Source organism: Branchiibius sp. NY16-3462-2, assembly GCF_001594145.1.
Lineage (GTDB): Bacteria > Actinomycetota > Actinomycetes > Actinomycetales > Dermatophilaceae > Branchiibius.
On the sequence record NZ_LVCF01000038.1, the window covers coordinates 1 to 26,818 of the forward strand.

21 protein-coding genes are annotated in these 26,818 nt (G+C 67.7%); 15 read left to right on the forward strand and 6 right to left on the reverse strand.

The window, feature by feature from the left end; translation table 11 throughout:
• Positions 1-191 precede the first annotated feature (191 nt).
• Positions 192-2,132 (forward strand): ATP-dependent DNA helicase, encoded by a 1,941-nt coding sequence (locus tag AZH51_RS11860; protein WP_291524543.1) that lies wholly within the window; start codon positions 192-194, stop codon positions 2,130-2,132.
• On the opposite strand, the gene AZH51_RS11865 is transcribed toward AZH51_RS11860, so the two are convergent.
• Positions 2,123-2,773: a dihydrofolate reductase family protein gene (locus AZH51_RS11865; RefSeq protein WP_291524544.1), complete on the reverse strand. Its 651-nt coding sequence runs from the start codon at positions 2,771-2,773 to the stop codon at positions 2,123-2,125. The two genes, AZH51_RS11860 and AZH51_RS11865, sit on opposite strands and share 10 nt — an antisense overlap.
• A 52-nt stretch (positions 2,774-2,825) precedes the next feature.
• Between AZH51_RS11865 and holA the strand changes: the two genes are divergently transcribed.
• From holA to AZH51_RS11910, 9 genes are all read left to right on the forward strand, one after another.
• A complete protein-coding gene (gene holA, locus AZH51_RS11870; protein WP_291524997.1) occupies positions 2,826-3,779 on the forward strand; it encodes a DNA polymerase III subunit delta in 954 nt (317 codons plus the stop codon).
• 213 nt (positions 3,780-3,992) lie between these two features.
• Positions 3,993-4,253 (forward strand): 30S ribosomal protein S20, encoded by a 261-nt coding sequence (rpsT, locus tag AZH51_RS11875; RefSeq protein WP_291524546.1) that lies wholly within the window; start codon positions 3,993-3,995, stop codon positions 4,251-4,253.
• Positions 4,254-4,455: 202 nt separating this feature from the next.
• On the forward strand, positions 4,456-7,350 hold the full coding sequence (leuS, locus tag AZH51_RS11880) for a leucine--tRNA ligase (protein WP_291524548.1): 2,895 nt from the start codon (positions 4,456-4,458) through the stop codon (positions 7,348-7,350).
• A gap of 10 nt (positions 7,351-7,360) precedes the next feature.
• Positions 7,361-8,245 carry a DegV family protein gene (locus AZH51_RS11885; protein ID WP_291524550.1) on the forward strand — a complete coding sequence of 295 codons (885 nt, stop codon included), beginning with the start codon at positions 7,361-7,363 and terminating at the stop codon, positions 8,243-8,245.
• 114 nt (positions 8,246-8,359) lie between these two features.
• Positions 8,360-9,358 carry a dihydroxyacetone kinase subunit DhaK gene (gene dhaK, locus AZH51_RS11890; RefSeq protein WP_291524552.1) on the forward strand — a complete coding sequence of 333 codons (999 nt, stop codon included), beginning with the start codon at positions 8,360-8,362 and terminating at the stop codon, positions 9,356-9,358.
• Positions 9,359-9,361: 3 nt separating this feature from the next.
• A complete protein-coding gene (dhaL, locus tag AZH51_RS11895; RefSeq protein ID WP_291524554.1) occupies positions 9,362-9,994 on the forward strand; it encodes a dihydroxyacetone kinase subunit DhaL in 633 nt (210 codons plus the stop codon).
• Positions 9,991-10,695, forward strand: a complete 705-nt coding sequence (dhaM, locus tag AZH51_RS11900) for a dihydroxyacetone kinase phosphoryl donor subunit DhaM (protein ID WP_291524556.1) — start codon at positions 9,991-9,993, stop codon at positions 10,693-10,695. The genes dhaL and dhaM overlap by 4 nt, the downstream gene beginning before the upstream one ends.
• Positions 10,696-10,826: 131 nt before the next feature.
• Positions 10,827-11,786 (forward strand): ComEA family DNA-binding protein, encoded by a 960-nt coding sequence (locus AZH51_RS11905; RefSeq protein ID WP_291524558.1) that lies wholly within the window; start codon positions 10,827-10,829, stop codon positions 11,784-11,786.
• Positions 11,783-14,197, forward strand: a complete 2,415-nt coding sequence (locus AZH51_RS11910) for a ComEC/Rec2 family competence protein (RefSeq protein WP_291524559.1) — start codon at positions 11,783-11,785, stop codon at positions 14,195-14,197. Before AZH51_RS11905 ends, AZH51_RS11910 begins: the two co-directional genes overlap by 4 nt.
• Before the next feature lie 2 nt (positions 14,198-14,199).
• Here the strand turns inward: AZH51_RS11910 and AZH51_RS11915 are convergent, their stop codons facing one another.
• Complete coding sequence (locus AZH51_RS11915; RefSeq protein ID WP_291524561.1) at positions 14,200-15,129, reverse strand: LysR family transcriptional regulator; 930 nt, start codon at positions 15,127-15,129, stop codon at positions 14,200-14,202.
• Positions 15,130-15,251: 122 nt separating this feature from the next.
• On the opposite strand from AZH51_RS11915, the gene AZH51_RS11920 reads away from it, so the two are divergent.
• On the forward strand, positions 15,252-16,100 hold the full coding sequence (locus tag AZH51_RS11920; protein ID WP_291524563.1) for an NAD-dependent protein deacetylase: 849 nt from the start codon (positions 15,252-15,254) through the stop codon (positions 16,098-16,100).
• A 6-nt stretch (positions 16,101-16,106) separates the two neighbouring features.
• On the opposite strand, the gene lexA is transcribed toward AZH51_RS11920, so the two are convergent.
• On the reverse strand, positions 16,107-16,853 hold the full coding sequence (gene lexA / locus AZH51_RS11925; protein WP_291524565.1) for a transcriptional repressor LexA: 747 nt from the start codon (positions 16,851-16,853) through the stop codon (positions 16,107-16,109).
• A gap of 344 nt (positions 16,854-17,197) precedes the next feature.
• Between lexA and AZH51_RS11930 the strand changes: the two genes are divergently transcribed.
• A complete protein-coding gene (locus AZH51_RS11930; RefSeq protein ID WP_291524567.1) occupies positions 17,198-17,584 on the forward strand; it encodes a LysM peptidoglycan-binding domain-containing protein in 387 nt (128 codons plus the stop codon).
• A gap of 32 nt (positions 17,585-17,616) precedes the next feature.
• Here the strand turns inward: AZH51_RS11930 and AZH51_RS11935 are convergent, their stop codons facing one another.
• Positions 17,617-19,779 carry a malate synthase G gene (locus AZH51_RS11935; RefSeq protein ID WP_291524569.1) on the reverse strand — a complete coding sequence of 721 codons (2,163 nt, stop codon included), beginning with the start codon at positions 19,777-19,779 and terminating at the stop codon, positions 17,617-17,619.
• 328 nt (positions 19,780-20,107) lie between these two features.
• Here AZH51_RS11935 and nrdR point away from each other — a divergent pair, with 328 nt between their 5' ends.
• Positions 20,108-20,632: a transcriptional regulator NrdR gene (gene nrdR, locus AZH51_RS11940; protein ID WP_291524571.1), complete on the forward strand. Its 525-nt coding sequence runs from the start codon at positions 20,108-20,110 to the stop codon at positions 20,630-20,632.
• Positions 20,633-20,740: 108 nt separating this feature from the next.
• The gene (locus AZH51_RS11945) at positions 20,741-23,659 is read left to right on the forward strand and encodes a vitamin B12-dependent ribonucleotide reductase (RefSeq protein ID WP_291524573.1); all 2,919 of its coding nucleotides are present in this window, start codon (positions 20,741-20,743) and stop codon (positions 23,657-23,659) included.
• A 97-nt stretch (positions 23,660-23,756) separates the two neighbouring features.
• Here AZH51_RS11945 and AZH51_RS11950 read toward each other — a convergent pair whose 3' ends face one another.
• Both AZH51_RS11950 and AZH51_RS11955 read right to left on the reverse strand, forming a co-directional pair.
• A complete protein-coding gene (locus AZH51_RS11950) occupies positions 23,757-24,746 on the reverse strand; it encodes an NAD(P)H-binding protein (RefSeq protein ID WP_291524574.1) in 990 nt (329 codons plus the stop codon).
• Positions 24,743-25,405, reverse strand: a complete 663-nt coding sequence (locus AZH51_RS11955; RefSeq protein ID WP_291524575.1) for a CPBP family intramembrane glutamic endopeptidase — start codon at positions 25,403-25,405, stop codon at positions 24,743-24,745. Before AZH51_RS11955 ends, AZH51_RS11950 begins: the two co-directional genes overlap by 4 nt.
• Before the next feature lie 206 nt (positions 25,406-25,611).
• Here AZH51_RS11955 and AZH51_RS11960 point away from each other — a divergent pair, with 206 nt between their 5' ends.
• A complete protein-coding gene (locus AZH51_RS11960) occupies positions 25,612-26,814 on the forward strand; it encodes an inorganic phosphate transporter (RefSeq protein ID WP_291524576.1) in 1,203 nt (400 codons plus the stop codon).
• The last annotated feature ends 4 nt before the right edge of the window (positions 26,815-26,818 follow it).

The window sequence follows — 26,818 nt, forward strand, 5'->3', positions numbered from 1 at the left end:
AGCGACGAGCAGATCGCCGAGATGCAACGGCTGCTGAACACCCGACCCCGCAAGACCCTGGCCTGGGCCAAACCAGCCAATAAGCTCAACGAGATACTCACCGTTGCACCCACCACTTGAATCTGCCGCCGTCCACAGGTGGGTCCCGATCCAAAAGTCGGAGCAGGTGGGGCGGCAACTAGGCTGGCTCGGTGCCCGGCGACCTCGATGACCTGCTCGATGCAGCGGTCGCAGGTGTCGGGGGCACGGACCGGCCCGGGCAGCGGCAGATGGCCCACGCGGTCGAGGCCGCGGTCGAGAACGACGAGCACCTGTTGGTGCAGGCCGGCACGGGCACGGGCAAGTCCCTGGCCTACCTGGTGCCCGCGATCCGGCACGCGCTCGCTGCCGGGAAGCCCGCGGTCGTCGCCACCGCCACCATCGCCTTGCAGCACCAGATCGTGCACCGGGACCTGCCGCGCCTGGCGACCGCGCTCAAGGCCGATCTGCCACGCGAGCCGACGTTCGAGTTGGTGAAGGGCCGACGTAACTACGTGTGCGTGCACAAACTCGAGGGCGGCTACCCCGACGACGACGAGAGTGCGCTGCTCGAGGTGGGCCAGGTCGATGCCAACGTCGGCCGGCTCGGAGCGGAGATCAAGCGGCTGCGCGAGTGGGCTGACGAGACCGAGACCGGCGACCGCGACGACCTGGTGCCCGGGGTGAGTGAGCGGGCCTGGCGGCAGGTGTCGGTGTCGGCTGATGAGTGTCTGGGCGGTAAGTGCCCGCAGTTCTCCGAGTGCTTCGTGGAGCGCTCCCGGGCGCGGGCACGCGATGTCGACGTGGTGGTCACCAACCACTCCTTCATGGCGATCGACGCGGCCGAGGGCCGGCAGATGCTGCCCGAGCACGACGTGCTGATCGTCGACGAGGGACACGAACTGGTCGACCGGGTGACCTCCGGCAACACCCGGGAGATCACCGGCTCGATGGTGATCGCTGCGGCGAAGCGATCGGCGAAACTAGCTGATACCGAAGCACTTTCGGATGCAGGAGATTATCTGACCCAGATTCTGGATGCGGCGCCCGCGGGCCGGTTGCGCGGCGTACCCGATCAGTTGGCGCTGGCCCTCGAACGGGTCCGGGACACCTCGCGCGCCGTCCTGACGGCGTTGCGCGGTGACGAACCGGACCCCTCGCGGCAGGTCGCCCGGGCGGCGGTCGAGGACGTCTTCGACACGTGCGCCCGGGTGCTGGAGGACCGGCCCGGCGACGTTCCGTGGATCGATCAGGACCAGCGGCGCGGGGGAGTGCTGCGGGTGGCACCGATGGACGTCGCGATAACACTGCGCGACACGGTCTTCAGTGATCGCACCGTCATCGTCACCTCCGCCACCCTCGAACTGGGCGGCGGCTTCGACCCCGTCGCCGGCCGGATGGGGCTGCTCGGCGACGGTGCACCGCGCTGGTCAGGTCTGGATGTCGGCTCCCCGTTCGACTACGGCAAACAGGGCATCGCGTACGTCGCGTCGCACCTACCGCCGCCCGGCCGGGACGGCCTTGCCCCGGCGACGCTCGATGAGATCGAGGCGCTCGTGACCGCTGCCGGCGGTCGCACGCTCGGTTTGTTCTCCTCGATGCGCGCCGCGAAACAGGCCGCCGAGGCAATGCGCGAGCGTCTCGACTACGACGTGCTGTGCCAGGGCGATGACCAGATCGGCACCCTGGTGCGACAGTTCGCGGCGTCGGCGGAGACCTGCCTCTTCGGCACCCTCACCCTGTGGCAGGGCGTCGACGTGCCCGGCCCGGCCTGTCAGTTGGTCATCATCGACCGGATCCCGTTCCCGCGACCGGACGACCCGTTGGCCTCGGCCCGCTCGGAAGACGTTGCGGCGCATGGCGGTAACGGCTTCATGGCGGTCTCCGCGACGCACGCCGCGCTACGGCTGGCCCAAGGTGCTGGCCGGTTGATCCGCCGATCCGACGACCGTGGCGTGGTCGCCTTCCTCGACTCGCGGATGATGACCGCGCGCTACGCCGGGTTCCTGCAGCGCTCGTTACCGCCGTTCTTCCCGACCACGGATACGGCGATGGTGCTGGCCGGGTTGAAGCGGCTGGACGCCCTCGCCGGGCCGGTGCTGCCTCACGACTGAGCGCGACGGTTCCACAGTTGGTGGGTCAACCCGGCCTCCGAGGTGACCGTCTCGATGTCGTAATCGTCCGAGATCCCCCCGCAGTCCTCGAACAGCCGCACACCGCGACCGAGCGTGATCGGCACGACCACCAGATGCAGGAAGTCGACCAGTCCGGCCTGCAGGAACTGCCGCACGCTGGAGGGTCCGCCACCGAGGCGCACGTCCAACCCACCGGCCGCCTCCGTCGCCTGCCGCAGCGCCTCCTGCGGCGTGGCGTCGATGAAGTGGAAGGTGGTGCCGTTGGCGAACTCCAGCGGCGGACGGGGGTAATGCGTCAGGACGAACACCGGTGTGCCGAAGGGCGGTTCGTCACCCCACCAGCCCTGCCACCCGTCGTCCGGCCACTCTCCGGTCTGCGGGCCGAACTTCTTGCGACCCATGATCTCGGCGCCGATGCCCTGCCCCCAGAGGGCGAACAGCGACCGGTCGAGCGTGATCGGCGCATCGACCCCGCCTATTCCGTGGATCACCCGACCGTCGAAGAAACCGAACAGCCGCTGCGCCTCACCGATGGGTTGCTCAAGGGTCACGAACTCACCGGCGGAGTAGCCGTCGAGGGACACGATCAGGTTGTGGACGCGGGCGCGGGATGTGGGCATGCAAGAACGCTAGCCCGCGGCACTGACACCGGTGTCGCACCGGCGTGGCAGGCTGAGCCGCGTGACGCCGTACGTTCTGATCAAAGGCCCCGAGCAGGTGCTGGCCGACCGCGCCCTGGCCGCCACCATCGAGGACGTACGCCGAGCCGACACCGAGGTCATCCGGCTCACCGCTGAGACCTATCAGCGGGGCGATCTGCAGATCCACGCCTCGCCGAGCCTGTTCGGCGGACACAAGGTCCTGGTCGTGCAGGACCTGGACGAAGGCGGGGACGACCTGATCGACGACCTGACCGCGCTGGTCAAGGAAGGCGTCGATGACCTCACGCTGGTCGTGCTGCACCGGAGCGGCAACCGCGGCAAGCGGGCACTGGATGCGTTGAAGGCGGCCAAGGCCCGGGTGATCGAGGCGCCGGAGATCAAAACCGACCGCGCCAAGTCCGACTTCGTGACCAACGAGTTCCGGGTGGCCGGCCGCAAGGCCACACCCGACGCGGTGCGGGCGCTGGTCGAAGCGGTCGGCAAGGACGTCCGCGAACTGGCGGCGGCCTGTCAGCAGCTCGTCGACGACACCAGCGGCCTGATCGATGCCGACGTCGTCGAGACCTATCACGGTGGCCGGGTGGAGGCCACGGGCTTCCGGGTCGCCGACGCCGCGATCGCCGGGGACGCCGGGGCCGCACTGACCCTGCTGCGCCACGCGGTCGCCGCCGGGGTCGACCCGGTGCCCATGGTCGCCGTACTCGCCAGTCAGTTGCGCCAGGTGGCGCGGGTGGCCACGGCAGGGGGCGGCAACTCCCAGGCGCTCGCCGGGAAGTTGGGCATGGCGCCGTGGCAGATCGATCGCGCGCGCAAGGCGGCCTCCGGCTGGGACGGCGTCCGGCTCGGTCGGGCCATCCAGGCGGTTGCCGCCGCGGATTTCGACGTCAAGGGCGGCGGCCGCGATCCGGTCTACGCGGTGGAGAAGGCGGTCCGGGTCATCGCGCAGGAGCGCAACGGCCGCTGATTTGGGCGCAATCCCGCGGCGCTGGTAACTTTGTCTCTTGCGTGCGCGCTCTGGTCGTGTGCGTTCGTCGTGAGAAATCACGTAGCAGTAAAACCGAGGCTCATTCGCCGGGTGTCCCCACGCCCCATCCGTGAGTTTCGGGTGTCGCCCTCAACGACAACCGCCAAGGCCCCTTCGGCCAAGGCACCAGACCGACAGACCAAGGAACACGTAGTGGCAAACATCAAGTCCCAGCTCAAGCGGATCAAGACCAACCAGGTCCGCACGGAGCGCAACAAGGCCTACAAGTCCGAGTTGCGCACCTGGATCCGCAAGACCCGTGAGGCCGTCGAGGCCGGCAACAAGGACGAGGCCCAGCAGGCGCTGGCGCTGGCGTCCAAGAAGCTGGACAAGGCCGTCTCCAAGGGCGTTATCCACAAGAACCAGGCCGCGAACAAGAAGTCCGCGCTGGCCAAGCAGGTCAACGCGCTCTGATCGCGCACGCACAAGCCGCCGCTCCCGTCCGGGACGGCGGCTTTTGCGTTGCGCACGTGCGATAACCTTGGGTCCTATGCAGCGCGTGCTCGGCCTTAGCGCGCCGCGGCGATCCGTCTGAGCAAGCAGATCCCGCGGCGAACCCCTCGATGCCCGAGGGGTTTTTTGATGCACCGGCACGGAACGATCGAGAGAGCAGCAGATGACTGAGGTAACCAACCGGGCGATCCCGGGTGAGACCGGCGACCAGCCCGCGCACCGTTACACCGCGGCCCTGGCCGGGCAGATCGAACGCACCTGGCAGGACTTCTGGGACGAGCGAGGTACCTTCGAGGCCCCCAATCCCAGTGGCCCGTGGGCCGATCCGGCCGCGGCCGGGGACCGGCCCAAGTTCATGCTCCAGGACATGTTCCCCTACCCCTCCGGTGCGGGTCTGCACGTCGGTCACCCGCTGGGTTTCATCGCTACCGACGTGTTTGCGCGCTACCAGCGCATGACCGGTCACAACGTGCTCTACATGATGGGTTTCGATGCGTTCGGTCTGCCCGCCGAGCAGTACGCCGTGCAGACCGGTCAGCACCCGCGCAAGACGACCGAGGACAACATCGTCACCTACAACCGGCAACTGCGACAGCTGGGTCTGTCGCATGACAAGCGCCGGGCGTTCGCGACGATCGACCCGGACTACTACCGCTGGACCCAGTGGATCTTCTTGCGCATCTACAACTCGTGGTACGACGAGCGGCTGGGTAAGGCGCGACCGATCGAGGACCTGGTGGCTGGCCTGGCCGACGGTTCCATCCCCACGCCCACCGGCGCGGCATGGGCGTCGTTGAGCGACGAGCAGCAGCGGGCCATCATCGATGACCGGCGCCTGGCCTACAAGTCCTCTTCGCCGGTGAACTGGGCGCCGGGGCTGGGCACCGTGGTCTCCAACGAGGAGGTCACCAACGAGGGGTTGACCGAGCGCGGCGACTTCCCGGTCTTCAAACGCAACCTGCCGCAATGGATGATGCGGATCACCGCCTACGCCGACCGGTTGATCGACGACCTGGACCATCTGGACTGGCCCGAACCGGTGAAAGCGATGCAGCGCAACTGGATCGGGCGATCCACCGGTGCCTCGATCCGGTTCCCGGTGACCGGGTCGGACACTCCCATCGAGGTCTTCACCACCCGTCCCGACACCATCTTTGGCGCGACCTTCATGGTGCTGGCGCCGGAGCATCCGTTGGTGGACGAGATCGTGCCCGACGTCTGGCCCGAGGGATCCCTGCCGGCGTGGTCGGGGCAGGCGGGCTCGCCCGCGGAGGCGGTCGCGGCGTACCGGCTGGCGGCTTCTCGCAAGTCAGACCTGGAACGGCAGATCGACGACAAGGCCAAGACCGGTGTCTTCACCGGTGCGTTCGCAACCAACCCCGTCTCGGGGGCCATGGTGCCGGTGTTCATCGCCGACTACGTCCTGATGGGCTACGGCACGGGCGCGATCATGGCAGTCCCCGCGCAGGACGCGCGCGACTGGGACTACGCGAAGGCCTATGACCTGCCGATCATCCGCACGGTGCAACCGGCCGACGGCCACCCCGATGACCAGGCGTTCACCGGCGAGGGTCCGGCGATCAACTCGGCCAATGAGCGGATCTCGTTGAACGGCATGGGAATTGCCGAGGCCAAGGCCGCGATCATCGAGCACCTGCAGGCCGAGGGGATCGGCGAGGGCACCGTCACCTACAAGCTGCGTGACTGGTTGTTCAGCCGCCAGCGCTACTGGGGTGAGCCGTTCCCGATCGTCTACGACGAGGACGGTGTCGCGCACGCCCTGCCGGAGTCGATGCTGCCGGTCGAGTTGCCGGAGGTCGCGGACTACTCGCCGAAGACGTACGACCCGCTGGACGCCGAGTCCGAGCCGGAGTCGCCGCTGTCCCGGGCGACCGACTGGGTCGAGGTCGAGTTGGACCTGGGCGATGGCGTCAAGAAGTACCGCCGGGAGACCAACACGATGCCCAACTGGGCCGGATCCTGTTGGTACGAGATCCGATACACCGACCCGGCGAACCACGAGCGGTTCGTCGACCGGGGGTGCGAGGAGTACTGGATGGGCCCGGGCCGGGGGACCGGTCTGGGCGTCGACGGTGACCCCGGTGGCGTGGATCTCTACGTCGGTGGTGTCGAGCACGCGGTGCTGCACCTGCTGTATTCGCGCTTCTGGCAGAAGGTCCTCTTCGATCTGGGCGAGGTCAGCGCCAGCGAGCCGTTCCGGCGGTTGATCAACCAGGGCTACATCCAGGCCTACACCTACCGTGACCACCGGGGACAACCCGTGCCCGCCGCCGAGGTGGTCGAGCACGGCGAAGGCGCCGACACGACGTACACCTGGAACGGTCAGCCGGTCACCCGCGAGTACGGGAAGATGGGCAAGTCGCTGAAGAACGTGGTCACGCCGGATGAGATGTGCGAGCAGTACGGCGCCGACACCTTCCGCGTCTATGAGATGTCGATGGGGCCGCTGGAGATGTCGCGGCCCTGGGAGACGCGGGCCGTCGTGGGTGCGCAGCGGTTCCTGCAGCGCCTGTGGCGCAACGCGATCGACGAGCAGACCGGGCAGGTGCGGGTAGTCGACCAGGCGCCGACCGCGGACGTCGAGCGGTTGCTGCACAAGACCATCGACGGAGTCCGCGCGGACTACGGCAACCTGCACTTCAACACGGCAGTCGCGAAGCTGATCGAGCTGAACAATGCTGTCACCAAACAGGATTCGCCGTCCCGAGAGGTCGTTGAGGCGTTGGTCCTGATGACTTCGCCGTTGGCGCCGCACATCGCCGAAGAGCTGTGGCAGCGTCTTGGCCATGGTGACTCGCTGGCGTTCGCCGCCTTCCCGCAGGCCGATCCGGCCCTGCTGGTCGAGGACACGGTGACCTGTGTCGTGCAGATCGCCGGGAAGGTCCGCGACCGGTTGGAGGTGCCGCCCGGCGTCTCGGACGCCGACCTGGAGACGTTGGCCCTGGCCAGCGAGAAGGTGCAGGCGGCGATCGACGGCAAGACGGTGCGCAAAGTGATCGTGCGCGCGCCGAAACTGGTCAACATCGTCGCGAACTGATCGCCCGGCCATGCGCGTAGCGGTCGTCACCGACACCACGGCGTACCTGCCGCCGGACCTGCAGTCCGCGCTGCGGATCTTCACCGTCCCGGTGCACGTCATCGTCGACGGAGTGTCCTACGACGAGGGCTCCGACTATGCGCCCGCCGATCTGACGGCGGACCTGCGGGCGGGCAAGCGCGTCACGACGTCGCGACCGTCACCGGGGGTCTTCCTGCAGGCGTACGAGCAGATCGCGCAGGAGGGCTTCGACCAGATCGTCTCGATCCATCTGTCGTCCGCGGTGTCGGCGACCGTGTCGTCGGCCGACATCGCGGCGCGGTCGGCGCCGATCCCGGTGCACACCGTGGACAGCGAGACCCTGGGGATGGGGATGGGGTACGCCGTGGCGTCGGCTGCCGAAGCCGCGCAGGCCGGCGAGTCCGTGGACGTGGTCACCAAGCTGGCTCTGGATCGGGCGAGGTCCTCCAGCACCCTCTTCTACGTCGATACGCTGGAGTATCTGCGGCGCGGCGGGCGGATCGGCCGGGCTTCGCAGTACTTCGGGTCCGCACTGGCTATCAAGCCGCTGTTGCAGTTGCGCGACGGCCAGGTTGAACCCCTGGCGCGGGTACGCACCTCCGCCAAGGCCATCGCACGGATGGAAGAGCTGACGCACCAGGCTATTTCGACGATGGACCAGGCGGCCGCCATCGACGTCGCCGTGATGCACCTGGCCGCGCAGGACAGGGCTGAGCAGTTGGCAGAGCGACTGGCGCAGAACGGCCCGTCCATCGCCCGGACCATCGTCGTCGAAGTCGGCGCAGTGGTCGGTGCACACGTCGGACCGGGCACCCTGGCCGTGGTCGCGTCGCCGCGGCCGGAGCATTACTCAGGAGTAGCGCAAAACGACTGAACTATCTTCTATCGGCCAGGTCGCTCGGCTAGATTCGAGGCCGAGGCCTGGTGGACCAAAGAGGATCCACACCACCTGATGAGTGGCGCTTGGCGGGCTGCGAAGGAGCCAGCTGTGAAGAAGATCATCAACGACCCGACCAACGTTGTGGCGGAAGCGCTGGAAGGTATCGCGCTGGCCCACCCGGAGCTGACGGTGGTCACCAATCCGGATCACATCCACCGTGCCGACGCCCCGGTGCAGGGCAAGGTCGCCCTGGTATCCGGCGGCGGGTCGGGTCACGAACCCCTGCACGGCGGATTCGTGGGATACGGAATGCTCGATGCGGCGGTCCCCGGTGCGGTGTTCACCTCCCCGACGCCCGACCCGATCGTCGATGCCACCAAGGCCGTCGACGGCGGCGCCGGAGTGCTCCACATCGTCAAGAACTACACCGGTGACATCCTCAACTTTGAGACCGCTGCGGATCTGGCTCTCACCGAGGGCATCGAGGTCCGTGCGGTGGTCACCAATGACGATGTGGCTGTGAAGGATTCGCTGTACACCGCGGGTCGCCGCGGTGTTGCAGGCACGGTCCTCGTCGAGAAGATCGCCGGCGCTTCCGCCCAACGCGGCGACGACCTGGCCACGGTCGCCGAGATCGCCGAGAAGGTCAACGCCCAGGTGCGGACCATGGGCATGGCGCTGACACCGTGCACCGTGCCGCACGCCGGCGAGCCGAGCTTTGAGTTGGCTGAGGACGAGTACGAGCTCGGCATCGGGATCCACGGTGAGCCGGGCCGGGAGAAGCGCTCCATGGAACCCGCGGATGCGATCGTCGACCGCATGATGACGGCGGTTGTCGAGGACCTGCCGTTCGAGTCCGGCGACAACGTGCTGTTGCTGGTCAACGGGATGGGTGGCACGCCACTGATCGAGTTGTACATCGCCTTCCGGCGCGCCCACGGGTTCCTGGCTGAGCGTGGCATCACCGTGACTCGTAGTCTGGTGGGTAACTACACGACCAGCCTTGAGATGGAGGGGTTCTCCGTGAGTGTGCTCCGATTGGATGACGACTTGACCCAGTTGTGGGACGCGCCCGTGCAGACGGCCGCGCTGCGCTGGGGGCGCTGAACCATGGCCCTGACCTCCCGCTGGGTGCGTGACTGGGTCGCCAAAAGCGCCCAGTACATCTCCGACAACCGCACCGAACTGATCCGGCTCGATCGTGAGATCGGTGACGGAGACCACGGCGAGAACATGGATCGTGGATTCAAGGCGGTGTCGGCCAAGGTGGCGGAGCTACCCGATGATGCGCCGCCGTCCGATGTGCTGAAAACCGTTGCGACGACGCTGATCTCCACGGTCGGCGGTGCTTCCGGACCGCTCTACGGCACGGCATTCCTCAAGGCCTCGCAGGCGGTCAAGGACCAGGCGGAGCTCGACAGCGCCGCGGTGGTGGATCTGTTGCGGGCGGCACGTGACGGCATCGTCTCGCGCGGTAAGGCGGAGGTCGGCGACAAGACGATGGTCGACGCCTGGAGCCCTGCCGTGCGGGCGGCCGAGGACGCGCTCGCGCAGGAGGCCACCGAACAGCAGGTGCTGGCCGCTGCGGCCAAGGCCGCGAAGGAGGGGTCGGAGAAGACCGACCCGTTGATCGCCCGCAAAGGCCGCGCGTCCTATCTCGGGGAACGAGCGATCGGACATCGTGACCCCGGGTCGGTTTCCTCAGCGCTGCTGCTCATGGCGGCCTCCGAGGTGTCTGCGTGACGGTCGGACTGGTTGTCGTTTCGCACAGCGCCAAGATCGCGGAGGGCGTCGTCGACCTGGCGGCCCAGATGGCGGCCGACGTGCACATCGTGGCCGCGGGAGGAACTGATGACGGCGGCATCGGCACCAGCTTCGAGAAGGTCCAGCAGGGTCTGTCAGACGCTGAGAGCGGGGACGGGGTGCTGGTCCTGTGTGACCTGGGCTCAGCGGTGATGACGGCCGAGACGGCGATCGAGTTCGTCGACGATCCCTCAGCGGCGGTGATCGCCGATGCGCCGCTGGTAGAGGGTGCTATCGCGGCGGCGGTGAGTGCCCAGGGCGGCGCCGACCTCGACGCCGTGCGCGCCGCTGCGGAGCAGGCAGCTGCGCCCCCGGCACCTCCGGCCGGTGCTGACCGGTCCACGGATGAGACTGCGTCGCCCGCGGATGAGGCTGGGTCGGCCGCGGAGGTGGCGCGAACGGTCACGGTGGTCAACGAGGTGGGTCTGCATGCACGGCCGGCAGCCCAGTTCGTGCAGACGGCGGGACAGTTCGACGCGGAGCTCACCGTCAACGGTGCTGACGCCAGCAGTCTGCTGTCGGTGATGAGCCTCGGTGCGCGCAAGGGAGCTGAGTTGCGGCTTGCTGGCACTGGCCCGCAGGCCCGACAAGGGGTTGATGCGCTCGCGGACCTGGTGGCGTCTGGGTTCGGCGAGGACTGAGTTCCCGGAGGTTGCTAGAGAGCACGCGTTCTCCACAGGGGCCACCGCTTTCGGAGCATCTCCCGGTGGTTGTCCACACCGGCGCAACTCGCGGCTGACCGGGGCGCGCACTCGACCGTAGCGTCCTGCGTATGGCTGCGCGCGACCCCGAACCTGACCGGCTGGCAGCCGCGCTGGCCGAGCTGGAGGCGGTACGACGAGTGCCGGGTTGGCTGCCGGAGCCTCCCGAACGGGAGCCGACGCGCCGGACGGGTCGGGGCACCCGCCGCCGGGGACCGCGCCCTGATCTGCCACCGCCGGACCAGTGGCGGTCCGCGACGGTGTCCAGCCAGGACCCTGAGCCGCTCAGCCGCGCCGAGCGCCGGTCGCAGTCGACGCCCGAGGATGCACCACTGATCCGGATGCCGGTCGCCTTCCGGAGCGCACGGGTCGCCCCCGGTCGGTGGGCAGTGCTGGGCGTTGTCGTGGTGGCACTGGTGGCGATGTCGTTGTTTGCCACGCGCGCGATATTGGCCAGAGCGGGCAGCCAGCCACGAACCTTCGGCGCGCATAGTGCCACGTCTGCGACCGCAACGCCATCAACTCCGGTTACTGGCGGTTCAAGTTCGCGCGCAACGCCATGGGGCGGTGGGGCGGCCACGACTGCTTCCGCCGGTCGGATCGAGGTGCATGTGCTCGGCCAGGTCTCGCGCCCGGGCGTCGTGACGGTGCCCTCGGATGCGCGCGTCCAGGACGTGGTGCGGGCGGCGGGCGGGCTCCTGGACAGCGCCGATCTGACCCGGGTGAACCTCGCCCGGCACGTGCAGGACGGTGAGCAGATCGTGGTTCCCAGACCGGGGCAAGTGGTGAGCACCGCGGCCGACCCGTCGGCAACGACCGGTGGGACAGCCGCAGCGAACAGTCCGGTGGATCTGAACGCGGCGGACGCGACCGCGCTCGACGCCCTGCCCGGAGTGGGTCCGGTGCTCGCGGCCCGGATCGTGCAGTACCGCGAAGCCAACGGCCCGTTTCGCAGTGTCGACCAACTGGACGAAGTCAGCGGGATCGGGGCCAAGTTGATGGAGCAGCTGCGGCCGCTGGTTCACGTGTGAGTCGGCTGACCGAGGCTGCTTCGCCGTCCCACGACCTGCGTCTGCTGCTTGCTGCGGCCATCGGCTGGGTCGCGGTGCTGGCTGCATTGCGGCTTCCCGCGGCCGGTGTCGTCGCCCTGGCCGGTGCAGGAGTCGCGGCCGCGGCGGCCGGCACGTGGCGCGCGATCGGCGGCGGGCACGAGGAGGTGATGACCCGAGAATCCCGCGCAGCGGTGCTGCGACGGTGGCAGACCGTCATGCTCATCGGATCCGTGGTGACCTGCCTGGTGGTGGTGACCGGTTGCCAGCGACTGACCCGGAGTGCAGGGCCGATTCCCGCTGCGGCACAAAGCCATCGGCTGGTTCAGGTCGACGCGGTGGTGCAGAGCGACCCGCGGCCGATCGCCGGGGCAGCTGGGCGCACATTGTTCCTGGTGCGGGTCGACTGCACCCGGGTGACCCTGGAGGGACAAACCAGCGCGGTCAGCTCGCCGGTTCTGGTCTTCGCCGACGGGGCATGGGCATCGATCAGCTGGCACGAGACCGTGCGGTTCCGGATGCGGCTGAAGCTGCCGGACAGCTCCGCCGATGATGTGGTTGCGTTGGGCTCGGCCACCGGTGCACCCCTTGTACTGGCCCGACCGGGACCCCTGACCCAGGCCATGGAACGTCTGCGGGCCGACCTGAGGCAGGTGACGGCGGGTCTGCCGGGGGATGCCGCCGGCTTGGTTCCCGCGATGGTCATCGGGGACACCAGCCGCATCAGTCCCGAGTTGTCCGCTGATATGCGAGCCACCGGGATGACCCATCTGAACGCCGTCTCCGGCTCGAACGTGGTGTTCGTGATGATGGCGATCGGCTGGATCGCGGGATGGCTGCGCGTTCGTGCCCGCTGGCGAGTGCCGTTCGTGCTGGTGGGCCTGGCGATGTTCGTCCTGTTGTGCCGCCCCGAGCCGAGCGTATTGCGGGCTGGTGTCATGGGGGCGATTGCCGGGCTCGCCATGACCTGGAGTGGACGACGCGCGGGTCCTGCCGCGCTGGGAGCAGCGGTCGTCGTACTCCTGGTGGTCGATCCCTGGTTGGCCGCGTCGTTCGGCTTCGCGCTGTCGGCCCTGGCCACCGCGGGGCTGATCTTTTTTGCCCGGCCGTGGGGTGCCGCCCTGGCGAGACGGCTGCCGGCCCGGATGGCTCTGGTCGCCGACGCTGTGGCGATTCCCATTGCGGCACAGGCGGTTTGCGGGCCGGTGATCGTTCTGCTGCAGTCTTCGGTGAGTGTCGTCGGTGTGCCAGCCAACCTCCTGGCCGCTCCGTTCGTGGCGCCTGCCACGCTGGCCGGTGTGGCCACGGTGTTGTCCGCGCCATTGGGGCAGGCGGCCGCCTGGCTGCCCGCGCACGCGGCCGCCCTCCCTGCCCTGGTGATCGCGTGGATAGCGCATTCCTTCGCCCGGGTGCCCGGAGCTTCGCTGCCCTGGCCGTCGGGCGTCCTGGGAGCGGCGCTCCTGGCGGTACTGACTCTGGTGGCGTTGCTCAGCGGTCCGTGGGTGATCGAGCGATGCCGTCGACACCCCGGTGCTCCTGCTGCGGCCGGGGTGATCGTCCTGGCGCTGATCGTGCCCGTTCCCGGTCTGAATCCCGTTCCACCGCAATGGGTTTATGTGGCATGCGACGTCGGTCAGGGGGATGGTGGGGTGATCAACCTCGGTGCGGGACGGGCCGTAGTGGTCGACACGGGGCCGGATCCCGACGCGATGGACGGCTGCCTGCAGCGCCTGGGAATCACTCGGATCGAAACCGTCGTGTTGACCCACTTCCACGCCGACCATGTGGACGGCCTGTCCGGGGCGCTGCGCGGACGGACGGTACGCGAGATTGTCACGACTCCCGTTGATGCCGCAGGCGGTTCGGGATCCGAAGAGGAACCCAGCCGCGAGCCGCAGGTCCGTGCCGTCGCGGCTGCGGCGGGGGTCCCCATCCGCACGGTGCGCACCGGCGATGCGCTGACCTGGGCGCCGGATGTGGTGGGGCGCGTGCTGTGGCCCGCGCGGACCATCGAGGCCGGGTCGGTGCAGAACAACGCGAGTGTGACATTGGATCTGCGCGCCCACGGGTTGCGCCTGCTGATGACTGGGGACCTCGAAAGAGAAGCAGACACAGCGGTTCTCGCGGAGTTGCGCGCGGAAGGTCAGCCGCAGTTCGACGTACTCAAAGTCGCCCACCACGGTTCCAAGAACCAGTTGCCGGCCCTGATCGACGCGGCGCGGCCAAGCGTGTCCGTCATCAGCGTGGGCGTCGACAATGACTACGGACACCCCGCGCCGGCGACGTTGGATCTGCTGCGATCGGTCGGGTCGGCGGTTTTCCGGACGGACCTGGGCGGCGACGTGATCGTTTCGGGTACGGCGGGTGCGGTCCAGGTGCGCACCAGCCGGTGAGCTCAGCTCGGCTGGGGGACCAGCGCGACGGACTGGGCCGCCTCGGTCAGGGCGTTCAGCGTGGCGGCGACGGCAGGGACGCGTTGCAGGTCAGGGGTGGTGACGGCGTACACCGCGCGCCGCGACGTCTGCGCGATCGGGACGGTGACGATCCCGGGGTTACTGATGGAGTGGGAGATCAGGTCCGGCATCAGTGCGACACCGAGGCCTTCGGCGATCAACCCGGACACGGCGACGTTGTCCTCGGTCTGGAAGGCCACGTTGGGGCTGAACCCCGCAGTGGCGGCCAGCGCCAGCAGGTGACCGCGACATCGCGGACAGCCGGCGATCCACGGCTCGTCGGCCAGATCGGCCAGGTTCACCTCGGTCGCGTCAGCGAACCGGTGGTTGCGGGGCAGGGCGAGCTTCACCTGCTCGTCGAGCAGTTTGATGACCTCGAACGGCTCCATGTCGTCCTCGCCGCGACCCAGGTCGGTGCCCTCATAGGCGAACGCCACTGCGACATCGCACTCACCGGCACGCAGCGCGGCGAGTGACTCCGGCGGCTCGGCCTCGGCGAAAGTGACCTGGACATCGGGGAAGCGCTCTTTCACCAGGGCCAGCGCGCGCGGCACCATCGTGGAGGATGCGGAGGGGAACGCCATCAGCCGTACCCGCCCGGCGCGCAGCCCGGCGATAGCGGCGACTTCGGACTCGGCGGCCTCCAGGGCGGCCAAGACGGGCCCGGCGTGCCGGGCCAGGACAGCACCGGCCTCGGTTAACCGGACGTTACGACCCAGCCGCTCCACCAACACGGTCCCGGTGCGCTCTTCAAGACGGCGCACCATCTGGGAGATGGCGGGCTGGGAGTAACCCAGGGAGGCAGCAGCTGCGGTGAAGCTACCCTCTTCGGAAATGGCGCGGATCACCCGCAGGCCGGCGGCGTCGATCATGCCTCCTATCATAACCCAGCTCATAAGTCCTCGTTATGCTCATCACGATCGTTCGCGATTTCGGTAATGAGCGCTGCTCGCGAGGACGGGTCATTGATCGCGGCAGGTGTGACACTGGAGTGGTGAGCGAGTCAGCGCCCGCCTGGGAGGCGATTGTCCGTACCGTCGCGGCTGGCGGCGTCACCGTGTTGTCGGGGGCCGGTCTGTCAACAGAGTCCGGGATCCCGGACTATCGGACCGCCGCCGGCGAACGCCGTATCCAACCGATGACCGCGGCCGAGTTGCTGGCAACTGAGCAGGCGCGGCAACGCTATTGGGCCCGCTCCTACGTAGGGTGGCCGCGCTTCGCCGCGGCCCGTCCGAATATCGGCCACGAAGCCGTGACCGCGTTGCAGCGTGCGGGTCTGGTCGACACGATCATCACCCAGAACGTCGACGGTTTGCACCAGCAGGCCGGTGCGCACGATGTCCTGGAGTTGCACGGCAACCTTGACCGGGTGGTGTGCATGGCCTGCGGTCAGCGCTTCCCGCGGGTCCTGATCGACGCCTGTTTCGAAGTGCTGAATCCGCACTTCGACCGGTCAGCCGACGCGGCCTTACGGCCCGACGGCGACGTAGCGCTGGATGATGACCAGGTGCGCACTTTCCGGGTTGCGCACTGCCCGGCATGTGGCTCGGACCTGCTCAAACCGGACGTGGTGATGTTCGGTGAGTCAGTCCCGCGTCCCCTGGTGCAGCAATGCTTCGACGCGGTCGAGAAGTCCCGATCGCTGCTGGTTCTCGGCTCATCGCTCGCAGTGATGTCCGGCTACCGCTTCGTCCGGCGGGCCGCTGCCCACCAGATCCCGGTACTGGCCATCACCCATGGGTGGACGCGCGGTGATGCCGAACTCACCGCCAAGCTCGACGCCCCGCTGGGATCCTCCCTGGCTGACCTGGTCAAGGTGGTCGCCGAGCCGATCAGCGCCTGACGCGGCTCAGATCCGGCGCAGGACCGCCGTCACCTTGCCCAGGATCGTCGCGTCCGTGCCGTCGATGGGGGAGTACTGCTCGTTGTGCGGTAGCAGCCAGACCTTGTCCGACGTACGTTTGAACGTTTTCACCGTGGCTTCGTTGTCCAGCATCGCCGCGACGATGTCGCCGTTGTCCGCCGTCTGCTGCTGACGCACCACCACCCAGTCGCCGTCGCAGATCGCCGCGTCGACCATGGAGTCGCCCACGACCTTCAACAGGAACAGATCACCCTCACCCACCAGTTGTTTCGGCAGCGGGAAGACGTCCTCGACGAGTTGCTCGGCCAGGATCGGGCCGCCCGCCGCGATCCGGCCGACCACCGGCACGTACGACGCGGCCGGACGTTCGTCGCCGACTCCCGTCTCGTCGTACCCGGCGTCGGCACCCTCGTCCACGGCCGCCGTACGCCGTCCGCCGGCACCTGCCGCGGAACTCTTGCGCCGCTTGCCCGGGGCGTCGTCGAGGGAGAGCACCTCGATGGCCCGCGGTAGGTTCGGGTCGCGCCGGATGTAGCCGAGGCGCTCGAGCATCGAGAGTTGATGAGCCACCGAGCTGGGGCTGGTCAGCCCGACGGCCTCGCCGATCTCACGCAGGCTAGGCGGGTAGCCGCGGCGCTGAACCGAACTACGGATCACTTCAAGCACCTTGCGCTGCCGCGGTGTCAGTCCGCGACCATCCGGCCGCTCCGGCATCTCGTGGATCTTGCCCATCAGGTCCGTCTCCCTATCTGCGAAACCCGCCGAATGGTGCGGCAGGCGATGTTGTCGGTGGTCGCTGGTGTGCTGTGTTCATGAAGACAGTCCACGAAGACCGGCAGTCATGGATTCAGGCTAGGGCGTTCGCACACGAGTTCCAAACAGGTGTACGACGCGTGTCGCGGGATTCTGCTGGTCAGTTGGTGGGCGAGCCCGCCGGCAAACCGACCGGAAAGCCTTGTCTGTCTTCGAACAAGCGTGCTATACATCGTATCGAAGTGAAGTCGAACGCCTGTTCGATTTCCACAGGTGTTGCGGGTTCACCGGATGGTCGAACCACACCGTGTCAGGAGGAAGCCATGAGTGCAGTCCCCGTTCTCGTCCCGGTCGATCGTCCGTCACGGCCCCAGCTGCGGCTGGTCCCGGACCTGCCGACCGCCCCGCCTGCGCCCCGGACAGTCCGGCCAGCCGCGCCACTGCGGTTGACCCGCCGGGGAATGGTGGCGATCGGCGCGATCGCGCTCACCGTGACCGTGTTGTGCGGCCTGCTCGTCGCGCACGCGGTGGCACCTGCGGCCTCCGGTCCGGACTCGGTGGTCGTGCAGTCCGGTCAGACGCTGTCCGAGGTCGCCCATCGAGCGTTGCCGCAGCTACCGGTCCGGGAAGCAGTGGTGCGGGTGCAGTTGGCCAATGATCTGAACTCGTTGCAGGTCAGCGCGGGTCAGACATTGCTGATCCCGCGCTGACCGGTGCGCCGAGTAGGTCAGGTGCGCGACGATCAGGCGTTGGCGGCCTTGAACTCGCGGCGCCGGGCGTGCAGCAACGGCTCGGTGTAACCCGAGGGCTGCTGGGCGCCGAGCAGGATCAGGTCGCGCGCGGCCTGCCAGGCGATGTTGGTCTCGAAGTCCGGAGCCATCGGCCGGTAGGCGGGGTCGGCTGCGTTCTGCTGGTCGACCACCACGGCCATCCGCTTCAGCGAATCGATGACCTGTTCCTGGCTGATCACGCCGTGCTGCAGCCAGTTCGCGAGCAACTGGCTGGAGATCCGCAGCGTGGCGCGGTCCTCCATGAGAGCCACGTCGTGGATGTCGGGCACTTTCGAGCAGCCGACGCCGCTATCAATCCACCGGACCACGTAGCCCAGGATGGACTGGCAGTTGTTGTCGACCTCCTCCTGGCGCTCCTGCTCGCTCCAGTTCGGGTCCTCGGCCAGCGGGATCGTGAGGATCTGCTCGACGCTCGCCCGGGTCTGACCGGCCAGTTCCTGCTGGACGGCGAAGACGTCGACCTGGTGGTAGTGCAGCGCGTGCAGGGTGGCGGCGGTCGGGGACGGCACCCACGCGGTGGTCGCACCGGCCCTGGGGTGGGCGATCTTCTGCTCGAGCATGTCGTGCATCAGGTCCGGCATGGCCCACATGCCCTTACCGATCTGCGCCTTGTGCGGCAGACCCGTCGCCAGGCCCGTGTCGACGTTGTAGTCCTCGTATGCCGTGATCCAGGTCTGGCTCTTCATCTCGCCCTTGCGCACCATGGGGCCGGCGAGCATCGAGGTGTGGATCTCATCGCCGGTGCGGTCCAGGAAGCCGGTGTTGATGAACACCACCCGATCGGCGGCGGCGTTGATGCAGGCCTTGAGGTTGACGGTGGTACGTCGCTCCTCATCCATGATGCCGACCTTGAGGGTGCGCGGCGGCAGGCCGAGCACCTGCTCGACCCGCTCGAACAGTTCGACCGCGAAGGCGACCTCGTCCGGGCCGTGCATCTTGGGCTTCACGATGTAGATCGACCCCGTGCGCGAGTTCTGAAGACCATCTGCCGACAGGCCGTGGATGCCGATCAGCGAGGTGAACAGCGCGTCCAGGATGCCTTCAGGCACCTCGTTGCCGTCCGCGTCCAGGATCGCGTCGTTGGTCATCAGGTGCCCGACGTTGCGCACGAACAACAGCGACCGGCCGTGCAACTCGAACTGGGTCCCGTCCGGCGCGGTGTACTCGCGGTTCGGGTTCAGCACGCGGGTGAAGGTCCTGCCGTTCTTCTCCATCCGCTCCGCCAGGTCACCCTTGTTCAGCCCCAGCCAGTTGCGGTAGCCCAGCACCTTGTCCTGCGCGTCGACCGCGGCCACGGAGTCCTCGAAGTCCATGATCGTCGTGATCGCGGACTCGACCGCCACGTCCTTGATCCCGGCGGGGTCGGTGGCGCCGATCGGGGAGTCCGGGTCGATCTCGATGTCCAGGTGAAGTCCGTTGTGCCGCAACAGGACCGAGGTGGGCGCGCTCGGCTCGCCGGCGTAGCCGACGAACTCCGAGGGGTCGGCCAGGCCGGTCGCGCCGGACCCTGTCGTGACCTGCAGGGCGCCGTCGACCACGGCGAACCCGGTGGCGTCGGTGTAGGACGCGTCCTTCAAGGGGACGGCGCGGTCCAGGAAGTCCTTGGCGAACGCGATCACCTTCGCGCCACGAACCGTGTTGTAGGAGGACCCCTTTTGCGCCCCGTCGGTCTCGGGGATGGCGTCGGTGCCGTAGAGGGCGTCGTACAGGGAGCCCCAGCGGGCGTTGGCGGCGTTGATCGCGAACCGGGCGTTGAGTACCGGCACCACCAACTGCGGTCCAGCGGTGTCAGCGATCTCCGAGTCCACACCGGCCGTGGTGACCTGGAAGTCGCCAGGTGCGGGGACCAGGTAGCCGATGCGGGTCAGGAAGTCCTGGTAGTCCGCCGCGTCCAGGTCAGGGTTCTGACGGTGGTACTCGTCGATCTGCTGCTGCAAGGTGTCGCGGATTGCGAGCAGTTCGCGGTTGCGGGGCGCCAGGTCGGTGATGACCTTCGCAGCACCGGACCAGAACGCGTCCGGCTCGATGCCGGTACCGGGCAGGGCCTCGTTGTTGATGAAGTCGTAGAGCACCGTCTCGATCTGCAGACCGTCGACGTTCACTCGTTCGGACATGGATTTCACCTCGTGTGGTGCGTTAGTGGCTGGCCCCGTGCTGCTCCTAGGTTACCGACTGGTTGACGGGCTCCCGACCCTGCGCCCGGGGCTCGGCCGCGCGGCAGTGTCCAGGGTCTTGCGTGGGCGGCCAGGGCGTCGTACGATCCCTACATCTAGTAGTTACACCGATGTTATTCATCCACATGTAGTCCACACCCCGTCGTACGTGGTCCACCGGTTACCCACCGTCGATCCACAGGGATATCCACAGCGGCGGGCATGCGCAGCCCTCGCCCGGTGTTGAACAACGTGTGAGCAAGCGCCGGGAAGGAGCCGCCGAACCACCATGTACTGCCCGTTCTGCCGGCACGACGATTCCCGGGTTGTGGACAGCCGGACCAGTGATGACGGCACCTCGATCCGGCGCCGTCGTCAGTGCCCGGACTGCGGTCGCCGGTTCAGCACTTTGGAGACCGCCAGCCTCACGGTGATCAAGCGCTCGGGCGCCAGTGAGCCGTTCAGCCGGGACAAGGTGACCTCAGGGGTCCGGAAGGCCTGCCAGGGCCGGCCGGTGACCGAGGACCAGTTGGCCCTGTTGGCCCAGCAGGTCGAGGAAGGTATCCGGTCCCGGGGGCTGGCCGAGATCGACGCACACGACGTCGGCCTGGAGATCCTGGCTCCGTTGCGCTCGTTGGACGAAGTCGCCTACCTGCGGTTCGCCTCCGTCTACCAGGGATTCGAGGACCTGCAGGACTTTGAGGACGCCATCGTCCTGCTGCGCGCCGAGCGCGAGCAGCACGAGAACACAGCCCCGATCGCCGGGACCGACGACGCTGTCGGTGCTCGGCGAGATGCTGCTAGTAGCCCCTAACCAGCAGGGCGGCAGCCACAGACATCAGCACCACCGAACACCACCCGCACCACCCTTTGCCCGCATCACCGTTTGCCCCAGTTCAGTCACCCCACGGAGGACAGGTCCATGTCACAGACCACCAACGCCCGCTCCGGCCAGCGCCGCAAGAACGCCGGCCTGACCATCGAGCGCATCTACACCACTGCCGGTGTGCACCCCTATGACGAGGTGACCTGGGAGCGGCGGGACGTCGTCCAGACCAACTGGAAGAGCGGCGAGACCATCTTCGAGCAGCGCGGGGTGGAGTTTCCCGACTTCTGGTCGGTCAACGCCTCGACCATCGTGACCACCAAGTACTTCCGTGGCGCCCTCGGAACGCCGGAGCGCGAGTCCAGCCTCAAGCAGTTGATCGACCGGGTCGTGCTGACCTACGCCAAGGCGGGCAAGGACAACGGCTACTTCGCGACCGATGAGGACGCGGAGATCTTCGAGCACGAACTGACCTGGACCCTGCTGCACCAGGTGTTCAGCTTCAACTCGCCGGTGTGGTTCAACGTGGGGACCAAGGCGCCGCAGCAGGTTTCGGCCTGCTTCATCCTGTCGGTCGACGACTCGATGGACTCGATCCTGAACTGGTACCGCGAGGAAGGTTTCATCTTCAAGGGCGGCTCGGGCGCCGGCCTGAACCTCTCCCGGATCCGCAGCTCCAAGGAGCTGCTGTCCAGTGGCGGTACGGCCAGTGGTCCGGTGTCGTTCATGCGCGGCGCCGACGCCTCCGCAGGCACGATCAAGTCCGGTGGCGCGACCCGTCGTGCGGCCAAGATGGTCGTCCTGGACGTGGACCACCCCGACATCGAGGAGTTCATCGAGACCAAGGCGCGCGAGGAGGACAAGATCCGCGCGTTGCGCGACGCCGGATTCGACATGGACCTCGGTGGCAAGGACATCACCTCCGTCCAGTACCAGAACGCCAACAACAGTGTCCGGGTCAGCGACGAGTTCATGCGGGCCGTGGAAGAGGGCAAGCCGTTCGGTCTGCGGGCCCGGGCCACCGGTGAGGTCATCGAGGAAGTCGACGCCCGCGAGCTATTCGACAAGATCAACAAGGCGGCGTGGGAGTGTGCCGACCCCGGTGTGCAGTACGACGACACCATCAACGCCTGGCACACCAACCCCGAAAGCGGCCGGATCACCGCCTCGAACCCGTGCTCGGAGTACATGTCCCTGGACAACTCCTCGTGCAACCTGGCGTCGCTGAACCTGCTGAAGTTCCTGCGCGATGACGAGACCTTCGATGTCGCCTCGTTCCAGAAGGTCGCCGAGCTGGTCATCACGGCGATGGACATCTCGATCTGCTTCGCCGACTTCCCGACCGAGGCCATCGGGCAGACCACGCGTGACTACCGCCAGTTGGGCATCGGCTACGCCAACCTGGGCGCGTTGCTGATGGCCACGGGCCACGGCTACGACTCCGACGGTGGCCGGGCGCTGGCCGCGGCGATCACCTCCCTGCTCACCGGTGCCGCCTACAAGCGCTCCGCGGAGCTGGCCGGCATCGTGGGCCCGTACAACGGCTACGCCCGCAACTCCGAGGCTCACCAGCGGGTCATGCGCAAGCACCAGGCCGCCAACGACGAGGTGCGCACCCTGGACTCGATGGACACCGAGATCCACCGCTACGCCACCAAGGCATGGAAGGACGTTGTCGAGGTCGGCGCCAAGAACGGCTACCGCAACGCGCAGGCGTCGGTGCTCGCGCCGACCGGGACCATCGGCTTCATGATGGACTGCGACACCACCGGTATCGAGCCGGACTTCTCCTTGGTGAAGTTCAAGAAGCTGGTCGGTGGCGGTTCGATGCAGATCGTCAACCAGACGATCCCGCGCGCACTGAAGAAGCTGGGCTACCAGGACGAGCAGATCGAAGCGATCGTCGCGCACATCGCCGAGAAGGGCCATGTCATCGACGCCCCCGGCCTGAAGCCGGAGCACTACGAGATCTTCGACACCGCGATGGGTGCCCGCTCGATCAGCCCGATGGGTCACGTGCGGATGATGGCGGCCTGCCAGCCGTTCCTGTCGGGTGCGATCTCCAAGACGGTGAACCTGCCCGAGACCGCCACGGTCGAGGACATCGCCGATGTGCACCTGCAGGGTTGGAAGCTGGGTCTGAAGGCGCTGGCTGTGTACCGCGACAACTGCAAGGTCGGCCAGCCGCTGTCCGACGCCAAGGCCAAGGAATCCGACACCACTGCCGAGAAGACCGAGCCGGAGAAGGTCGTGGAGAAGGTCATCGAGTACCGCCCGGTGCGTCGCCGCCTGCCCAAGCGTCGCCCCTCGCAGACCACCTCCTTCGCGGTGGGTGGCGCCGAGGGTTACCTGACCGCCAGCGCGTACGACGACGGCCAGCTCGGTGAGATCTTCCTGAAGTTCGGCAAGCAGGGCTCGACCCTCGCCGGTGTGATGGACGCCTTCTCGATCGCGGTGTCCATCGGTCTGCAGTACGGCGTGCCGCTGGAGACCTATGTGGAGAAGTTCACCAACCTGCGCTTCGAGCCGGCCGGGATGACCGATGACCCGGACGTGCGGATGGCGCAGTCGATCATGGACTACGTCTTCCGGCGCCTGGCGTTGGATCACCTCGACTTCGACACCCGCTCCTTCATGGGTATCCACACCGCGGCCGAGCGCGCCCGGCAGCTGGAGACCGGTTCGTACGCCGAGCAGGACGACGATGTCGCCGAGGAGTTGGAGTCCTACTCCCAGTCCCCGGCACAGGTCCCGGCCAAGGCAGAGGACAAGGCCGACGTGGAGGAGAAGGCACCCACCGGTGAAGCGGTGGATGCCACGGAGATCACCTCCGGCTCCGGCGCGGCGGATGCCCGGCCCGCGGACGTCGAGGTGCACTCCTCGGCCGAACTCATGGAGAAGTTCCAGGGCAAGGCGGCCGACGCACCCATCTGCCTGACCTGCGGGACCAAGATGCGCCCCGCCGGCTCGTGCTACGTGTGCGAAGGCTGCGGTAGCACCTCGGGCTGCAGCTGAGGCTGCACCCAACCCCGGACAAGGGCGGGCCTCGTGGCGACTCGATCGCTGCGGGGCCCGTTCTTCGTGTCCCGCAGGCGGCGCTCCGTGTGGTGGCTCAGCCGGCCCAGTCGGGGTCGCTGGGCCACAGGCTCGCAGCCGCCGGCGGCGACTGGTGCGGGTCAGCGGGAGCGATGGCGCGGCGTACGGCCTCGCGGTACGGCGTGGGGCCACCCGGCGGCGGACCGAGGCGGTCCAGCAGGTCGGTCTCCTGGCACACCACGTCGTGCACCAGGCTGCCGATCAGCGGTTTGGCGACGCCCGTCGGCACCGGTGTCACCACGCCGATCCAGTGGCTGGCCAGGCCAGGGGTCAGGAACGGCATGACGAAGATCAGCCGCTGGTGGTGGCCGGAAATCTTCGCGTACTGCTGCATCATCTGCAGATAGGTCAACACGTCCGGGCCACCGATGTCGAAGGTCCGGTTGACCTCCGGCGGCAGCGTCGCCGCGCCTACCAGGTAGTACAACGCATCGTCGATGCCGATCGGCTGGATCCGGCTGTTGACCCAGCGCGGCGTGACCATGGCCGGCAGCCGATCGGTCAGATGGCGCATCATCTCGAACGATGCCGACGCGGCACCGATCAAGATCGCCGCCTGGAGTACGGCCGCCGGCACGGGGGAGTCGAGGAACACCTCGCCGACGTCGACCCGTGAAGCCAGATGCTCGGACAACTCCTCGTCATCGGGGTGCAAGCCGCCGAGGTAGACGATCCGCCCTACCTTCGCGTCGGCGGCGGCGTCGGCGAAGGTCTGGGCCATCTCGTGGTCGCGCTGCGACAGATCACCGCCGCCGTCCATCGAGTGCAACAGGTAGTACGCGACGTCGATGTCGGCGAGCGCTGCGCGGCAGTCGTCCGCGTCGTTGGCGTCGCCCTCGGCCACCTCGACGTCGCCGGCCCAGGGCAGCCCCTCGAGTTTGCCGGCGTCGCGCGTCAGCACCCGGACCCGGTGCCCGGCTTCGAGCAGGGGCACGACCAACCGGGAACCCAGGTAGCCGGTCACTCCGGTCACCAGGATGTGCAGATCAGGATGGGACGTTGTCACGATGTCACCTCAAGGACGTGGGGCAGGATCAGGACCATTCCCAGCGACCACAGGCCGTGGGTGAGGATAGGGGCCAGCACCGAGCCGGTGACCTGGCGTTGCCGGGCGGTGAGGGCGCCGAGGAGGGCAGCCGCGAACACCAGCATCACGTTCCCGGTGGCGCAGGTGACCAGCGTGTAGATGGCTGTCGTCGCAACGACCGGGTGCCGGTCCTGCAGTAGCGAGAAGAGAGCGCCGCGGAAGAACAACTCCTCGCAGGCGCCGGTGCCGATGGCGATCAGCAGGACCGCCAGGAACGAACCTCGGGTGGAGTATTCCAGGACGTCGCGGATCGCGCCGTTGATCGCGGGTACGAGTCCGACGATGAGGCCGCCCAAGCTGAAGAGCGCCACCAGGCAGGCGCCCAGGGCGAGGCCGGGCAGCCAGGTCCGGCGATCGGCGTACGTCGATCGGTCCAGGGGCACTCCGCCGGCCAGGAACGCGCCGCCCGCCCAGGTGACGGCCAGCGCCACGGATGCTGGATAAAAGCCGCCGCGACCCGGCTCGCTGGTCAGCGATACGTGCAGCAGGACAGCGCCCACCACCAGCGTGACCACGCACACCGCAACGGCGCGAGGAGTCGCTGATAACGCGGCACGCGCCTTGGTGGGATGCGACAACGGGGAGAACCTCCTACCCGGAGACTAGGTGACCGGCGCGAGGCGGCTGGCTCGGACGGATGAGACCCAGGCCACGATGAGCCTGACCACATCCGGTGAACACTCGATGAACAATCCTTCGCGGCGGCATTTGCACTGGTCAGAGAGCTATCCGGAGTTGGGCCCGCGGTGGACGGGATAGCACACCTAGCCCCACACTTACTCGCGTGAGCGCAGAATTCTTCATTCTCCTGTTGGTCGTTGTCACGGCCCTGGCGTTCGACTTCACCAATGGGTTCCACGACACCGGCAACGCGATGGCAACGTCTATCGCGACCGGAGCGCTCAAACCCAAGGTGGCTGTCGGCATCTCGGCGGTGTTGAACCTCGTCGGTGCGTTTCTGTCGGTCGAAGTGGCGGCCACGATCACCAAGGACGTCCTGAAAATACAGACCAAGAGCGGGGCGCTCATCGAAGGGCTCAGCGCGGAAAAGGCGATGATCATCATCTTCGCCGGTCTGGTCGGCGGGATCCTGTGGAACCTGACGACCTGGCTGCTGGGTCTGCCCTCCAGTTCCTCGCACGCACTCTTCGGTGGCCTGATCGGTTCGGGGCTGGCCGCGATCGGCACCTCGGGAATCAACTGGAACGGTCTGGTGTCCAAGGTCATCATCCCGGCGTTCCTGTCGCCGTTCATCGCCGGATTGGTGGCCGCGATCGGCACCTGGATCATCTATCGGATCACGAACCCGGTCAGAACCGACCGCAAGGACAGGGGTTTCCGCTACGGGCAGATCGGCAGCGCCTCGTTGGTCTCGCTCGCGCACGGTACGGGAGACGCGCAGAAGACGATGGGTGTGATCGCGTTGGCGCTGATCGCCCACGGCAGCCTCACGACGCAGTCGATCGAGGACAACGGGCTGCCGGTGTGGATCATCTTCTCCTGCGGTCTGGCGATCGCGGTCGGCACTTACCTCGGTGGCTGGCGGATCATCCGCACCCTGGGCAAGGGTCTGGTCGAGATCGAATCCCCGCAGGGTATGGCCGCCGAAGCTTCCTCGGCCGCGATCATCCTGACCTCCAGCCACTTCGGGATGGCCCTGTCGACCACCCAGGTCGCGACCGGGTCCATCCTTGGTAGCGGCGTCGGTAAGCCCGGCGCGACGGTCCGCTGGGGCGTCGCCGGCCGCATGGTCGCGGCGTGGCTGACGACCATCCCCGCCGCCGCTGTGGTCGGTGCGGCCACCTACTTCATCGCCCACCTCATCGGCGGCGTGGCCGGTGCGATCACCGTGTTCGTGATCCTGGTGGCAGCGGCAGGCTTCCTCTACCGCCGCAGCCAGTTGCAGAAGGTGGACGCCTCCAACGTCAACGACAGCTGGGACGGCCTGCCCGAGGATGAAGCAGCCGAATCCCACGTCGCGGCCTGAGCCG